Origin of the sequence: Kribbella sp. DT2, from assembly GCF_049844575.1 — a bacterium.
In the GTDB taxonomy this organism is placed as follows: domain Bacteria; phylum Actinomycetota; class Actinomycetes; order Propionibacteriales; family Kribbellaceae; genus Kribbella.
The window spans coordinates 640,521-654,543 of the sequence record NZ_JBNCLH010000001.1 but is presented as its reverse complement, the minus strand read 5'-3'; the positions used below and the strand labels follow the sequence as shown (position 1 = coordinate 654,543).

The 14,023-nt window shown below is 69.6% G+C and carries 16 protein-coding genes; 10 read left to right on the top strand and 6 right to left on the bottom strand.

Translation table 11 applies throughout. The annotated features are described in order from the left end of the window. Positions 1–57: 57 nt before the first annotated feature. The 6 genes from ACLQ2O_RS03135 (at position 58) to ACLQ2O_RS03110 (ending at position 4,365) form a co-directional block, all read left to right on the top strand. Positions 58–633: a helix-turn-helix transcriptional regulator gene (locus tag ACLQ2O_RS03135; RefSeq protein WP_425826931.1), complete on the top strand. Its 576-nt coding sequence runs from the start codon at positions 58–60 to the stop codon at positions 631–633. Between the two features lie 11 nt (positions 634–644). Continuing rightward, on the top strand, positions 645–1,724 hold the full coding sequence (locus tag ACLQ2O_RS03130; protein ID WP_425826929.1) for an inositol-3-phosphate synthase: 1,080 nt from the start codon (positions 645–647) through the stop codon (positions 1,722–1,724). Between the two features lie 51 nt (positions 1,725–1,775). Further along, positions 1,776–2,606 (top strand): DUF72 domain-containing protein, encoded by an 831-nt coding sequence (locus ACLQ2O_RS03125; RefSeq protein WP_425826927.1) that lies wholly within the window; start codon positions 1,776–1,778, stop codon positions 2,604–2,606. A 160-nt stretch (positions 2,607–2,766) separates the two neighbouring features. Further along, on the top strand, positions 2,767–3,126 hold the full coding sequence (locus tag ACLQ2O_RS03120; protein ID WP_425826925.1) for a hypothetical protein: 360 nt from the start codon (positions 2,767–2,769) through the stop codon (positions 3,124–3,126). Positions 3,127–3,220: 94 nt separating this feature from the next. Then, entirely contained in the window at positions 3,221–3,382 is a 162-nt protein-coding gene (locus ACLQ2O_RS03115; RefSeq protein WP_425826923.1) for a hypothetical protein, read from the top strand. Beyond that, the gene (locus ACLQ2O_RS03110) at positions 3,379–4,365 is read left to right on the top strand and encodes a hypothetical protein (protein WP_425826921.1); all 987 of its coding nucleotides are present in this window, start codon (positions 3,379–3,381) and stop codon (positions 4,363–4,365) included. The genes ACLQ2O_RS03115 and ACLQ2O_RS03110 overlap by 4 nt, the downstream gene beginning before the upstream one ends. 645 nt (positions 4,366–5,010) lie before the next feature. Here ACLQ2O_RS03110 and ACLQ2O_RS03105 read toward each other — a convergent pair. From ACLQ2O_RS03105 to ACLQ2O_RS03090, 4 genes are all read right to left on the bottom strand, one after another. Continuing rightward, positions 5,011–6,378, bottom strand: coding sequence for a pre-peptidase C-terminal domain-containing protein (locus tag ACLQ2O_RS03105; protein WP_425826919.1), 1,368 nt, complete (start codon positions 6,376–6,378; stop codon positions 5,011–5,013). Between the two features lie 90 nt (positions 6,379–6,468). Beyond that, positions 6,469–7,920, bottom strand: coding sequence for a zinc-dependent metalloprotease family protein (locus ACLQ2O_RS03100; protein WP_425826917.1), 1,452 nt, complete (start codon positions 7,918–7,920; stop codon positions 6,469–6,471). A gap of 170 nt (positions 7,921–8,090) precedes the next feature. Then, the gene (locus ACLQ2O_RS03095; RefSeq protein ID WP_425826915.1) at positions 8,091–9,197 is read right to left on the bottom strand and encodes a zinc-dependent alcohol dehydrogenase family protein; all 1,107 of its coding nucleotides are present in this window, start codon (positions 9,195–9,197) and stop codon (positions 8,091–8,093) included. Beyond that, the gene (locus ACLQ2O_RS03090; protein WP_425826913.1) at positions 9,197–9,610 is read right to left on the bottom strand and encodes an acyl-CoA thioesterase; all 414 of its coding nucleotides are present in this window, start codon (positions 9,608–9,610) and stop codon (positions 9,197–9,199) included. Before ACLQ2O_RS03090 ends, ACLQ2O_RS03095 begins: the two co-directional genes overlap by 1 nt. 22 nt (positions 9,611–9,632) lie before the next feature. On the opposite strand from ACLQ2O_RS03090, the gene ACLQ2O_RS03085 reads away from it, so the two are divergent. The 3 genes from ACLQ2O_RS03085 to ACLQ2O_RS03075 all read left to right on the top strand — a co-directional run bounded on the left by ACLQ2O_RS03085 (position 9,633) and on the right by ACLQ2O_RS03075 (position 12,049). Beyond that, on the top strand, positions 9,633–10,292 hold the full coding sequence (locus tag ACLQ2O_RS03085) for an alpha/beta fold hydrolase (RefSeq protein ID WP_425826911.1): 660 nt from the start codon (positions 9,633–9,635) through the stop codon (positions 10,290–10,292). A 49-nt stretch (positions 10,293–10,341) separates the two neighbouring features. After that, positions 10,342–11,274, top strand: a complete 933-nt coding sequence (locus ACLQ2O_RS03080; protein WP_425826909.1) for an acyl-ACP desaturase — start codon at positions 10,342–10,344, stop codon at positions 11,272–11,274. An 85-nt stretch (positions 11,275–11,359) separates the two neighbouring features. Further along, the gene (locus ACLQ2O_RS03075) at positions 11,360–12,049 is read left to right on the top strand and encodes a DUF6348 family protein (protein ID WP_425826907.1); all 690 of its coding nucleotides are present in this window, start codon (positions 11,360–11,362) and stop codon (positions 12,047–12,049) included. Positions 12,050–12,052: 3 nt separating this feature from the next. Here ACLQ2O_RS03075 and ACLQ2O_RS03070 read toward each other — a convergent pair whose 3' ends face one another. Together ACLQ2O_RS03070 and ACLQ2O_RS03065 are read right to left on the bottom strand one after the other, a co-directional pair. After that, the gene (locus ACLQ2O_RS03070) at positions 12,053–12,790 is read right to left on the bottom strand and encodes a hypothetical protein (protein WP_425826905.1); all 738 of its coding nucleotides are present in this window, start codon (positions 12,788–12,790) and stop codon (positions 12,053–12,055) included. 59 nt (positions 12,791–12,849) lie between these two features. Continuing rightward, positions 12,850–13,470, bottom strand: a complete 621-nt coding sequence (locus ACLQ2O_RS03065; RefSeq protein ID WP_425826903.1) for a MerR family transcriptional regulator — start codon at positions 13,468–13,470, stop codon at positions 12,850–12,852. 76 nt (positions 13,471–13,546) lie between these two features. Between ACLQ2O_RS03065 and ACLQ2O_RS03060 the strand changes: the two genes are divergently transcribed. After that, positions 13,547–14,014: a DUF4188 domain-containing protein gene (locus tag ACLQ2O_RS03060; protein WP_425826901.1), complete on the top strand. Its 468-nt coding sequence runs from the start codon at positions 13,547–13,549 to the stop codon at positions 14,012–14,014. The last annotated feature ends 9 nt before the right edge of the window (positions 14,015–14,023 follow it).

Here is a 14,023-nt window from a genome sequence, read left to right as displayed (position 1 = left end):
GCGATGTATCGAGTCGATACATCAGGTCATGACAAACTGGACCGAGGGAGGTGGGTCATGGGAAACCGCAGTGGGGTCCTGGAGCTCGCCGTACTCGGTCTGCTGCACGAAGCGCCGATGCACGGTTACGAGCTCCGCAAGCGCGTCAACGCCCAGTTCGGGTGGGGACGGGTGCTGTCGTTCGGGTCGCTCTACCCGTGCCTGAAGGCGATGCTCCGTAGCGGCCTGATCGCGACCGAAGCCGGTACGCCGGACGGCCGCCGGCCCAAGATCGTCTACTCGATCACCGCCGACGGGAAGGACCACTTCGCGCACGCCATGCACGACGCCGGTCCGTCGGCCTGGGACGACGACACGTTCGGGGTTCGGTTCTCGTTCTTCGGCCGGACCGACCCGGCCACCCGGTTGCGCATCCTCGAGGGCCGCCGGGCCCGGATGGAGGAGCGGCTGGCCAACTTCCGCGCGGCGATGAGCCGGACCGCGGAACGGGTCGACACGTACACCCTCGAGCTGCAACGGCACGGCCTGGAGTCGGCCGAGCGCGAGGTCCGCTGGCTGAACGAACTGATCGACGGCGAACGCCGGCAGCAACAGCCCCCAGACCAGAAACCGCCTGCAACACCCCCCAATTGAAGGAGTTCCAGATGACTTCGATCCGCGTAGCGATCGTCGGTGTCGGCAACTGCGCCAGCTCGCTCGTCCAGGGCGTGCACTACTACCGTGACGCCAAGCCCGACGAGCGCGTCCCCGGTCTGATGCACGTCCAGTTCGGCGACTACCACGTCCGCGACGTCGAGTTCGTCGCCGCGTTCGACGTGGACGGCAAAAAGGTCGGCCTCGACCTCGCCGACGCGATCGGCGCCAGCGAGAACAACACGATCAAGATCTGCGACGTCCCGCCGAGCGGGATCACCGTGCAGCGCGGTCACACCCTCGACGGCCTCGGCAAGTACTACCGCGAGACGATCACCGAGTCCGACGCGGCGCCGGTCGACGTCGTGGCGGCGCTGCGTGAGGCGCAGGTCGACGTCCTGGTCTGCTACCTGCCGGTCGGGTCGGAGCAGGCGGCGAAGTTCTACGCGCAGTGCGCGATCGACGCGAACGTGGCGTTCGTGAACGCGCTGCCGGTGTTCATCGCCGGGACGAAGGAGTGGGCGGACAAGTTCACCGCGGCCGGCGTACCGATCGTCGGCGACGACATCAAGTCGCAGATCGGCGCCACCATCACCCACCGGGTGCTGGCCAAGCTGTTCGAGGACCGCGGCGTCACCGTCGACCGGACCTACCAGCTGAACGTCGGCGGCAACATGGACTTCAAGAACATGCTGGAGCGCGACCGGCTGGAGTCCAAGAAGATCAGCAAGACCCAGTCCGTCACCTCGCAGCTGGTCGACGACATCGACCCGCGCAACGTGCACATCGGCCCGTCCGACTACGTCGCCTGGCTCGACGACCGCAAGTGGGCCTTCATCCGGCTCGAGGGCCGCAACTTCGGCGACGTCCCGCTGTCGCTGGAGTACAAGCTCGAGGTCTGGGACTCGCCGAACTCGGCCGGCATCATCATCGACGCGATCCGCGCGGTGAAGATCGCCAAGGACCGCGGCATCGGCGGCCCGATCCTGTCCGCGTCGTCGTACTTCATGAAGTCGCCGCCGGAGCAGTACGCCGACGACGTCTGCCGCGACCTGGTCGAGAAGTTCATCAAGGGCGAGGTCGAGCGCTGATCTGCCGCCGGCCGGTGTCACTCTGACGCCGGCCGGCACTATCTTTTCCTCGTGCGACTTCATGTCGGCTGCGCGCAGTGGACGCACGCGGCCTGGGACCTCGGCTCCAAGGAACGCCTGCGCTCGTACGCCTCACACTGCACCGCCGTCGAGGGCAACACGACCTTCTACGCGACGCCCTCCCGCAGCAGCGTCGAGAGCTGGGCGGCGCAGACTTCGCTCGACTTCCGCTTCGTGGTGAAGCTGCCGAAGACCATCACCCACGAACGCCGCCTCCGCAGCGCCGACGCCGAGGTCAACGCCTTCCTCGCCGCGATGGAACCGCTCGGCCCCCGCGCGCACGCGTTCTGGATCCAGCTCCCGGCATCGTTCGGCCCGAGCGACCTCGGCGCGCTGGCGACCTTCATGCACAAACTCCCCCGGGCGTTCCGGTACGCCGTGGAGGTGCGGCACCGCGACTTCTTCACCGACGACCGCGCCACGGCCTCCCTGGAGCAGGTCCTGGGCCGGACCGGCGCCGAGTGGGTGCCTTTCGACACGATGACGCTGTTCGGCCGCCCGGCAACGAGCCTGGTCGAGCGGGAGGCCTGGATGAACAAGCCGCGCGTCCCCCGGCGTACCCGAACTCTGACCGACCAGCCGATCGTCCGGTACATCGGACGCGACTCGGCCGAGGAGACGGCGGCCGGCTGGCAGGGCTGGGCCGACCTGTGCGCCGAGTGGCTGCGGGAGGGACGGTCGCCGACGGTCTTCGTCCACACCCCTGACAACGCGCTCGCGCTCGGGCTGGCGCGGCGGTTCCACGACGACGTACGGGCCCGCGTGCCGGAGCTGGAATCGCTGCCAGAACCCGTGCAGACCGCGCCTCCGACGCTGTTCTGATCCGCTTTCTTCGCCAGAGGTTCAACCAGCGCGACATTCGTGTCTCGCCGCGGGAGCCCGTTGTGCCCTAGGTTTGTTCACTGTGAGGTACGACGAGTTCCGCTCTGCGTATGACGCCGTCCAGCAGGCGTGTGTCGACGCACGGCTGGACGTGGATGGCTTGGCCGCCGAAGTAGGCCGTCTGGCGGTGCTGGCCGACCAGGTGGAGCTCCGCTCCGAGCGGGAGGAGGCGGCGTCCGACCTGGCGTCGCTGACCGATCTGCTCGAGATGGTCCGGCGGAACACGCCGCCGCCCGCCTCCCCGGCGTACGAGAAGGCCTTCCAGGAGGCGTCCGCGCTGACCGCCGAGGCGAACGCCGCCGACGGCCCGGTCACCGAGCGGATCAAACTGGCCCAGCGGGCGATCAAGAAGATCCGCACGCTGGCGGACCGGGTCGAGGATCCGGGTGAGCGATTCACGCTGCTGAAGATGACCGAGCCGCTGGTCGTGCTGGCCGACGGGCTCGAGCACTCGCGCTGACGTCGTTATCCACAGCCTGGTAACTCGTCGCTGAATCGCGGCGCTTTCTCCGTACCTTCCCTGGCGAGACCTCACCTCGCCTGGAAGGACCCCCATGGAAACCAACGAGCCGTACGGCGACCGCCTGGCCCGCACCGAGTGGCTGATCGCCGAGCTCCGCCACCGCGCCGAGACCTGCGAAGACCCGAACGAGCGCACCAACCTGAGGCGTTCGGCCGATGCCCTGGTCCGCCTCGCGACGTCCCTGCGCCCATGACCGCGATCCAGCGGGTCAGCAACGACCCGGGCTCCGACCAGATTCAGTCCGCCCTGCGGCAGCACAACTCCGGCCGCGTCGTCCCCTTCGCCGCTCCTCACACCCTCGCCGAGCTGCTCACTCAGCACGTCCAGACCGCGCTGTCCCTGTCCGGCGCCGACCGCTCCGCCTGGAACGGTCAGATCGTCGAGGCCGGCGAAGGCATTCTCGGCCTGGCCCATTGGGACGGCACGCTCCACCTCGACCGCGAGTTCATCCTCGCCCCGCTGCACGACCTGTACGCCCGCGCCGGCGAGGCACGCCCCACCACCACCCTCGCCCGCTACCGCGACGCCTTGCTGACGCTCCTTCACGAGCAGTCCCACTTCCTGGGTCCCCACGGCTCCACCCAGGAAGCCGCCCGCGCCGCCTTCCGCACTCCCGGCGCCAAGGCCCTGGAGGAAGGCGTCGCCGAAGCCTGGTCCCACACCCACCTGGACGCCTACCTGCGCCTCCTGTCCGTCCCCCACCACGCGCCCGGCATCGAGCGCGTCGCCACGCAACCGTCGTACCAGGCCTACGTCCCCGCGACCCTCGCCCTGACCAACTACCTGGACCACCGCCGGCACCATCCGCCCGGCTCCACCCTGACCCTCCTCAACCGCCAAACCACCGAAGGCCAGTGGCCGCTGGTCACCGACCTCCTCTACCGCTCCACCACACTCCCCCGCCTGGTCCCCCACACCGAGGAGCCCGAGATCCGCCACACCCTGGAGACCCACCTCCGCGACGCCTTCCAGTCCCTGGAAATCCTCCAGCTCACACCCCAGGCCATCGCCGCCCACCGTTCCCACAGCACCCTCCAGACCGCCCTGAGCACCCTCGACCAGAAGCTGGAGCGCCTGGCCACAGCCTTCACCCGCACTCAGCAATCCCCCGCCAACACCGTCGAGCGGTCGCGGACACCCCAGTCACCCGACGACAGTTTCGAAATGACCCGCTGATGCCTGCCATCCCACCGGGCGCGGACTCAGTGAGGCCGGGAGCTGTCTGGGGTGTTGCCGGTGGCGCGATCGAGCGCGGTCAATCAGGCGTCAGCAAGCTGCTCGGGCGAGTCCTCCGGCGTGGCTCGACCGGGCAGGCCTGATCCAGTCTGACCAACAGAGCCCAGCAAGCGCCGCTCCTGCACACGGGGCGCGTGCGCTCGGTGTCACCCGCCGCGGTAGGTCGTACCCGCCGGTGGATGTTGGTCTGAGGTTGATGCACCAGCGAGTGGCCCTCGAATCAGCCCTCATCGCCAGAGCACGGGCTGGCAGAACGGCAGGCGGAGTCGGCGGTCAGCTCATCGGTCTGTTGATGGCACGGGAGGCGGGCACGACCGGCGGAGTCGGCAGGCAGCTCATCGGTCTGTTGATGGCACGGGAGGCGGGCACGACCGGCGGAGTCGGCGGGCTGGCGGTCTGTTGGTGGTGGCTGATTGGTGGGGCGCCTCGCCCCGAGCACGGGCTCGGGGCGAGGCGGTCTGCGGGTGATCGGCCGAGACCTGCGAGGCGAACTGCTACATCGACTCCCCCGGGTGACACATTCGACGGCACGGTCGGCGCAGGGGGCGATCTGGAGGTGGTCAGGCCGCGGGGGCGGGGCGTGGCTCAGGTGGGGTTGATGGCGAGGGTGTAGGCGCCTCGGCTGCCGTAGGTGGAGTAGCCGGTGGTGGCGGGGTCGGCGTTGGCTGTGTTGTCGAGGCGGAGGTAGTAGGTGCCGGGCTGGAGTTCGGTGGTGATGGTGGCGTCCAGGCCGGTGGGGGTGCCGGCGTCGGACTGGCCGGAGGCGGGGTTTGCTGAGGCCATGGGGGTGCCTGCGGAGTTCAGGAGGTCCAGCTGGGCGTCCAGGTTGGCGCCGGTGGGGGCCGGGGTGACGGTGGCGGTGTAGGTGCCGGCGGTTGCGACGTCGACGCGGAAGACGTCGGTGTCGGTTTCGGTGGTGATCACGCCGAGGGCCGGGGTGCCGATCGTCAAGGCAGTGGCGGTTTCGGGGGTGTCCGCGTGGTCGTCGGGGCGAAGGGGGAGGCCGTGGGAGCTGATGACGGTGTAGTCGTCCTCGGTGTTGTTCGCGCCGGCGTACTCGCCCTTGCTCCACTGGCTGATGGCTCGGTAGTAGCCGACGCCCATGATCGGCGCCCAGGCGCCGTGGCCCTCGTAGTAGCCGACCGTCGCGGTGCCGTCGTGGCCGAGGCCGACATTGTGGCCGGCTTCGTGGGAGGCGGCTTCGGCGAGGTTCTTGGCGCCGGTGCCGACGCCCTTGGTGAAGACCAGAGCGGGTTGGTAGTAGTCGTGCTGGCTCGCGGCGTCGTACACGCCGATGTAGGCGACACCACCGCACCCGCAGCCTGACTGGTACCAGGTGTCCGGATCGATCAGCACCCGCGTGCCGTACTGCTCGTCCGCGGCGTCCGAGCGGTTGATCGCGTCCTGCGGCGGTTCCTGCGTGGTCACGTCGACGTCGAACGGCGCGTAGTCCTCGGCGACCCGTGCCCAGACCTCGTGCACGACGTCCTGCTCGGCGGTGCTGAAGACGGCGGGATCACCATCGGTGTCGTACGGCGAAACGTTGACCGGGTCGATGCCCTTGTCCGCGTTCCACGCCGTACCGGTGATGCTGTGGCCGTCGAAGTCGAGGTAGATCACCCGGTTCGCGCCGGCCTTGCTGTGCAGCTCGAACGCCGGTCCTTCAGCGGCACGCGCCGAAGCCGAGGCCCAGCGGGGCGAGGCTTCCTCCGTCTGCTGCGCGGACGTCAGCGCGGGTTCCTGGAAGAAGAGGTGACCGGTCCGGTCGAGCCTGCTGGTCGTGTCGGCCAGCGTGTCGCGCACCTTCTGCACCGACAGACCGTTGCCTTGGGCAATCTCATCGAGTGGGTCGACCGCCGCACCGGCGGGGTTTCCACCCACCAGGGCCAGCGTGCTGAGAGCGACCGCGCCACCAGCGGTCAGTGCGAGCGTACGACGGTACTTGTTCCGCATCCGGAATCCTCCTCAAGGATTCCCCCCAGTTCCCCCGTGGCCCGGGGCGCCCCTTCACCAGAAGAAGGGCGCCCCGGGAGTTCAGCGAGATCAGCCGGCAGTGACGCGCACCGAGTACGCGCCGCGGCTGCCGTACGTCGAGTAGCCGGTGTTCAGCGGGCTGGCGTACCCGACGTTGTCGACCCGCAGGTAGTACGTACCGGCTGCGACCTGCTGCGTCAGGGAAGCGCTCAGACCGGTCGGCGTACCGGCGTTGGTCTGACCCGAGGCCGGGTCGGCCGTGGCGACGACCGTGCCGGCCGAGTTCAGCAACTGGAGCTTGATGTCCAGGTCGGCGCCGCTGGCGGCGGCGTTCGCGGCGAACGTGTACCGCCCGGCGGCGAGGTTGGCGACCCGGAAGACGTCGACGTCGCTGTCGTTGGCGTAGACACCGGCAACGGTGGAACCGACGGCGAGCGTGGTCGCGTTCGCGGTGTCGTTGCCGTGGTCGTCGGCGCGCAGCGCGAGCCCGTTCTGGCCGGCGACGGCGAAGTCGTCCTCCTTGTTGTTCGCGCCGGTGTACTCGCCCTTGCTCCACTGGCTGATCGCCTTGGAGTAGCCGACGCCCATGATCGGGGCCCAGGCGCCGTGGCCCTGGTAGTACCCGACCGACGCGGTCCCGTCGTGGCTCAGCCCGATGTTGTGGCCGGCCTCGTGCGACGCCGCCTCGGCGATGTTCTTCGCGCCGGTGCCGACGCCCTTGGTGAAGACCAGGGCCGGCTGGTAGTACGCGTGCCGGCTCGCCTCGTCGTACACGCCGACGTACGCGACACCGCCGCAACCGCAGCCCGACTGGTACCAGGTGCCCGGGTCGATCAGGACCCGCGTGCCGTACTGCTGGTCGGACGAGTTGGACCGAGTGATCGCGGCGTCGGCCGGCGCCTGCGTGGTCACGTCGACGTCGAACGGCGCGTAGTCCTCGGCGATCCGGGCCCACACGTCCCGTACGACGTCCTGCTCGGCGGTGCTCCAGTTGCTCGCGCTGCCGTCGGTGTCGTACGCGCCGACGTTGACCGTGGTCGGCTTGCCGCCGGTGTTCCAGGCGGTACCGGTGATCGTGTGGCCGTCGAAGTCCAGGTAGACCACCCGGTTCGCGCCGGCCTTGCTGTGCAGTTCGAACGCCGGACCGGCCGCCGCGGCGGACCGCACCGGCGTCTTGGCCCAGCGCGGCGAGGCGGTCGACTTGGCCAGCTCGGCCTTGGTCGCCGCGGGCTCGCGGTAGAAGAGCTTGCCGGTCTTGTCCAGCCAGCTGGTCTTGTCGGTGGCCAGGATCTGCTGGAGCTTCTGCTCGGCGATCCCGTTGCGCTCGGCCAGCTCGGCCAGGCGCGGCTGGAGCTTGCCCAGCGCGGCCTTGCCCTGGAGCTGCTCACCGATCACCTGGTCGAGCGGGGCGGGGCCGGGCTGCTGCGCGTCGGCCTGGTTGCCGGCCACCACGGCCAGTGCTCCGAAGACGACGGCGCCGGCTCCGACGAGAGCGCCGGTACGGCGGATCCTGCTCTGCATGGGGGTCCTCCTCAGGGACTCCTCGGGCGCCGTTCGTGTCGCGGGCGGCGTCACGAACGGTCCCTGCCTCACGTGCGGTGGGCGTCTCCGCACGGTGCGTAGCCTGCCTGAAGGGTTGCCGCGCTGTATACGGTTCTGACGCGGAATTAACCTTTCTCGGCAGTTGACGGTCAGAGCACGAGGACCTGGCGGATCGACGTCCCCGCGGCGAGCTGGTCGAAGGCCTCGTTCAGGTCACCCAGAGCGACCGTCGAGGTGAGCAGCTTGTCGACCGGCAGCCGGCCCGCCTGGTACAGCGCGATGTAGCGCGGGATGTCCCGGCTGGGCACGGCCGAGCCCAGGTACGAGCCCTTGAGCGTGCGTTCCTCGGCGACCAGCGAGACCGCCGGGATGCTCAGCAGCTGGGACGGGTGCGGCAGGCCGACCGTCACCGTGGTGCCGCCGCGCCTGGTCGCTTCGTACGCCTGGGTGAGGACGGCGGCGCTGCCGACGGTCTCGAAGGCGTAGTGCGCGCCGCCGGCCGTGGTCTCCTTGACCTGCTCCACCACATCGTTGCCTCGGGCATCGATCGCGGTGGTGGCACCGAGCTCGAGCGCGAGGGCGAGCTTCGCCGGTACGACGTCCACGGCGACGATCGGGTGCGCTCCGGCCAGTACGGCGCCCAGCAACGCCGACAGCCCGACTCCACCGAGGCCGAACACGACCGCGCTCTGCCCCGGCTGGACGCGCGCGGTGTTCACGACCGCGCCGACGCCGGTCATCACCGCGCAACCGAACAGCGCGGCGATCTCCGGCGGCAGGGACGGGTCGATCTTGACCGCCGAGCGGGCCGAGACCACCGCGTGGTCGGCGAATCCGGAGACGCCGAGATGATGGTGCACGCCGTCCAGCCGCTGCGGGCCGCCGAGCAGGGTGCCGGCGGTGTTGGCCGCGGCGCCTGGTTCGCACAGCGCCGCGCGGCCTTCCGCACAAGGCCCGCAGATCCCGCAGGCCGGGACGAAGGCGAACCCGACGGTGTCCCCCGGCGCGAATTCCGCGGACTCCGACCGGACGACCTCGCCGGTCGCCTCGTGCCCGAGCAGCATCGGCATCACCCGCGGGCGGGAGCCGTCGATCACCGACAGGTCGGAGTGGCACAACCCGGCGGCGTGCACGCGGACGAGCAATTCGCCGGGACCAGGATCGGCCAACGAGACCGATTCGATCCGCAGCGGCCGGGACTCGGCGTACGGCTTGGGCAGGCCCATCTCCCGCAGTACGGCGCCCTGCACGATCATCAGGCGATTCCCTCCAGCGCGGTGCGCAGCTCGTCGGGCAACGGAACCGGCCGCCGGTCGGCGCGACCGACGAACACGTGCACGAACCGTCCGATCGCCGCCGGTTCGGCAGCACCCGAGCGGAACAGCCCGATCTCGTACGTCACGCTCGAGTTCCCCAGCTTCGCGACCCGCAACCCCGCGTCAACGGTGTCCGGGAAGGCCAGCGACGCCTTGAACGTGCACTGCGACTCCACGCACAACCCGATCACCGGACCCCCGTGGATGTCGAGCCCACCGGCCCGGATCAGGAACTCGTTGATCACGGTGTCGAAGAAGCTGTAGTACTCGACGTTGTTGACGTGCCCGTACACGTCGTTGTCCTTCCACCGCGTGGTGATCGCGAGGAAGTGCGGGAACGCGCTCCGATCCACCCGGCCACCATAAGGTGCTGCGATGACCTACGTGCTGATCCCGGGTGGCGGCTGTACCTCGTACCACTGGCACCCGTTGACCGACGAGCTGCGCCGGCGTGGGCACCGCGTGATCCCCGTCGACCTGCCCTGTGACGATCCGTCGGCCGGTCTCGGTGAGTACGCCGACGCGGTTGCCACGGCGATCCGGGCCGCCGGGAACGGGCAGCCCGTGACACTGGTCGCGCACTCGCTCGGCGGGCTGACCGCACCGCTGGTCTGCGCGCGGGTCGACGTCGAGCTGCTGGTGTTCGTCGCGGGGATGGTGCCGCTTCCTGGCGAGTCGGGCGTGGACTGGTGGGTCAACACCAACTGCCCGATGAGTGAGGACGAGAGTGTCGACACCTTCTTCGACGACCTGCCGGCCGAGCTCGCCGAAGCGGCGCGGCGCGAGTTCCGGGAGCAGTCGGGGGCACGACTGGGTGAGCCGAGTCCGTTGCGCGCCTGGCCCGACGTGCCCGTGCGGGCGGTGATCGCCCGGGGCGATCTGCTGTTCCCGCCGGAGTTCCTGCGGCGGGTGACCGAGGAGCGGCTCGGGATCAGTCCTGACGAGGTGTCCGGTGGGCATTTCCCGATGCTCGGGCACCCTGGCGAGCTGGCCGACCTGCTGGAGTCCTACCGCAACCAACCTACGGTGGCGTAACTTACGGTGCCGTAGGGTGGGGGGAATCCGCCGACGAAGGGAAGCCTCGGTGTCCGACAAGCTGGTGACGAACCTGCTGCACGAGCTGGAACCTGTCGTCGAGGAGAACCTCGAGCGACACCTGGCGATCACCAAGAACTGGAACCCGCACGACTACGTGCCGTGGAGCGAGGGGCGCGACTTCGCGTTCCTCGGGGGTGAGGACTGGGAACCGGAGCAGTCGCGGCTCGACCCGGTGGCCAAGGTCGCGATGATCACCAACCTGCTGACCGAGGACAACCTGCCGTCGTACCACCGCGAGATCGCCACGCAGTTCGGGCTGGACGGCGCGTGGGGGACGTGGGTCGGTCGGTGGACCGCCGAAGAGGGCCGGCACGGGATCGCGCTGCGGGACTACCTGGTGGTGACTCGCGGGGTGGACCCGGTCGAGCTCGAGGTGGCCCGGATGGCGCACATGACCGTCGGGCACGAGGTCGACAAGAACATGCTGGAGGCGATCGCGTACGTCAGCTTCCAGGAGCTGGCCACCCGTGTCTCGCACCGCAACACCGGCAAGGCGACCGGCGACCCGATCGCGGACCAGCTGCTGGCCCGGATCGCGACCGACGAGAACCTGCACATGATCTTCTACCGCAACCTGGTCGCCGCCGCGTTCGAGCTGGCGCCGAACGAGACGATGCGGGCCGTCACCAACGAGGTCGCCGAGTTCTCGATGCCGGGGGCCACGATGGAAGGCTTCGCGCGCAACTCGGTGACGATCGCGAAGGCCGGCATCTACGACCTGCGCCTGCACCACGACGAGGTGGTCGCGCCGATCCTGCGCAACTGGAAGGTCTTCGACCGCGACGACCTGAGCGGCGACGGCGCCAAGGCGCGCGACGAGCTGGCCGAGTTCATGGCCGCGCTGGACGCGCAGGCCACCAAGTTCGTCGAGCAGCGCGACCGGCTGCTGGCCCGCCAGGCAGCCCGCGCCGCCGGCTGAGCGAGCACGCCCGTACGACGTACTAGCGCCCCTGCGTCGGAACTCGCCCAAGGCAACTTCCGATGCGGGGTACTAGGGTCGCCGCATGACTGATCGGCTGCCGAACGCTGTGATCCTCGAGAAGCTCGCCGTGAAGCTGGCGGCGGCCTCGCGGCGGGAGTGGCACGTCGACGGCGAGCTCGTCCGCGGGCCGGGCACGGTCGGCGTGACGCTCGGCGAGGACCACACCGACGACCCCGGTCACCTCGACCTGAACTTCGTCCTCAACCTGGACCGGCCGGACACGACGACGCTGGCCGACTGTGTCGCCGGGTACGGCGACTCGGTCGAGGACTCCGTCGACCGGGCGATCGACCTCTGGCTCGGTACGACGGGCAGCGCGGTCTTCGAGCTGCTCGTCCAGGACGGCTCGTACGCCGGGCACTTCGCCGCCGACGACCCGCGTGGTTTTCCCGGCTGGCACCTGATCCACGGCGGCATCGTCGGCTGGGGCAGCGGCGACGAGCACCAGGCGGTCCAGCTCTGGGCCGCCGACCACCTGCTCGCCCCGGCTCTCGCGCCGGTGCTCACCAAGGACCTCGAGCTCACCGGCGGTCAGCTGATCGGCATCAAGGTGTTCTTCGGCGGCCGCGAAGGCTCGGAGACCGCCGAGGTCAGGGTCAACGGCGAGGTCCACGACACGGCGAGCGCCGCACTCACCGAGCTGGACTGGCCGCGGCCGGCCGAGGACCTGAGCTACGCGCGGACGTTCCTCCTGCTGGTGCAGACCGCCTGAGGCTCAGACTGATTGCTGGAGGGCAGCTGCCAGGCGGGGAACCTGAGCGGCGGCGTCGGCCGGCTTCCCACTGATCCGGACCATCGGCAGCACGTGCTGCGAGAGTCCGGCGACCGGGTGCCCGAGATCCACCAGCGCCGACTCCAGCGCACCCACCAGGCGATCGGGTTGCCGCCAGGTGCCGAACCACCAGACGACGTTGTCACGGTGCGGGGGCTGGGGGCTGAACATCCCGGCCTCGTCGACGCGTTTGCGCCGGGCGATCGGACCGAGCACCGCGACGAAGGCCACCGCGTTGAAGGCCCAGACCGCGGTCCGTCCGGTGGCGAGCGAGGTCGACGGGCGCAGCATGCTGGACAGCTTCCACCCCGGCCGGACCGCCGTGATCGAACCGACGGCGAACCGGTCGAACGGCACCACCGTGGGGCGCAGGAACGGCGCGAACGACCCGATCAGCAGGCCGCGCTCGAGGACCACGACTTTCTCGCCGCCCAGGAAGCAGAGGATCAGCAGCATCATCGCCAGCCAGAGGGGGACCGTCGCGAGTGCCTCGACGACCGTGGCCGTACCGATGATGGCGCCCACCGTGGCGAAAGCGATGAAACCGACGGTGATCGCCCACGCGTTCGGTGACGGCGGGTTGGCCTCGACGTGCCGGATCCGGCCGAGCTCCGGGAACTCCGCGGCGATCCGGCGCACCTTCCGCGACTCCCGATCCCCGGTCACCGCTGAAACGCTCATCCCACGAACAGCCTTCCTCTGGAGTCGTCGGCCTCAGTCTCCCAAGGTGCGGGGGCCAGCTACGGGTGCACGCTCCCGAAACGCCGGGCGGAAGCGCTCTGCTGGGCCAGTCGCCGTAGCGCGAGGAGCACCGGACCGCCGAGGGCGGTGAGCAGGACGGTTGCCTCGACCGTCCCCTGCCGGTCGTCCGGCGAGAGGTGACTGATCTCGGCATCGGCGATCACAGCCGCGGCGTTGGCGTAGGTCTCCAGGAGGTCGTCCTCGAGGTGGTAGCCGACTCGTTCCAGCGCGTCGAGCGCGCCGGCGAGCAGCACGCGGTCCGGCGATTCCGAGTAGACCTGCCAGTCGTACGCCGCGACGAGCTCGTCGACCCGGAGCCGGGACTCGACGGTCGCGGTCAGGTCGTCCGGGATCAGCGCGCCGTGCGCGGCACCGAGTACGTCGTGCAGCTCGCGAGACTCCTCGTCCACCTCGGCGAGCACGCTTCGGACGCGGGCCAGCGACAGGCCGCCCGACTCGACCAGCGCGCGGATCAGCCGCAGCCGGCGGACGTGCTTCTCGTCGTACCGGCTTCTGGTCGCGCCGACCGCTGCACCCGGCGGGAGCAGGCCCTCGCGCAGGTAGTACTTGATCGTCGCCACCGGTACGTCGCTCTGCCGCGACAGCTCCGCGATCCACATCTGACCCCCTCTTGACTTTTGGAGAGTATCACTCTCCAATATTAGGGAGTTGAACTATCCAAAAAAGGGGATCACGATGATCGAGGGACGACAGACCGCGGCGTACGACGGGGACCTGGTGGTCTTCCTGCTCGGGATGCGGGTGAACAAGCTGCGCGCACTGCGGCAGTGGCTGCCGGTGGCGAAGTCGATGGGCCCGATGCTGCACGACCTGACGACGGACCCGGACAGCGGGCTGCTCGGCTTCCGCTCGTTCCCGAGCCTGCGCAGCATCACGATGGTCCAGTACTGGGAGTCGACCGAGAAGCTGCAGGCGTTCGCCAACGATGCGCAGCGCAGTCACCGTCCGGCCTGGACCGAGTTCTACAAGCACGCGTACAAGGGCAACAACGTCGGCGTCTGGCACGAGACCTACAAGGTCCCGGCGGGGCAGTTCGAGACGATCTACGCCAACATGCCGCTGCTCGGCCTCGGCAGGATCTCCGGCGTCGTCCCGGTCAGCCGCCGGGGGAACACTGCGGCGGACAGGCTCGCGCACCGGTAGAACTACAGT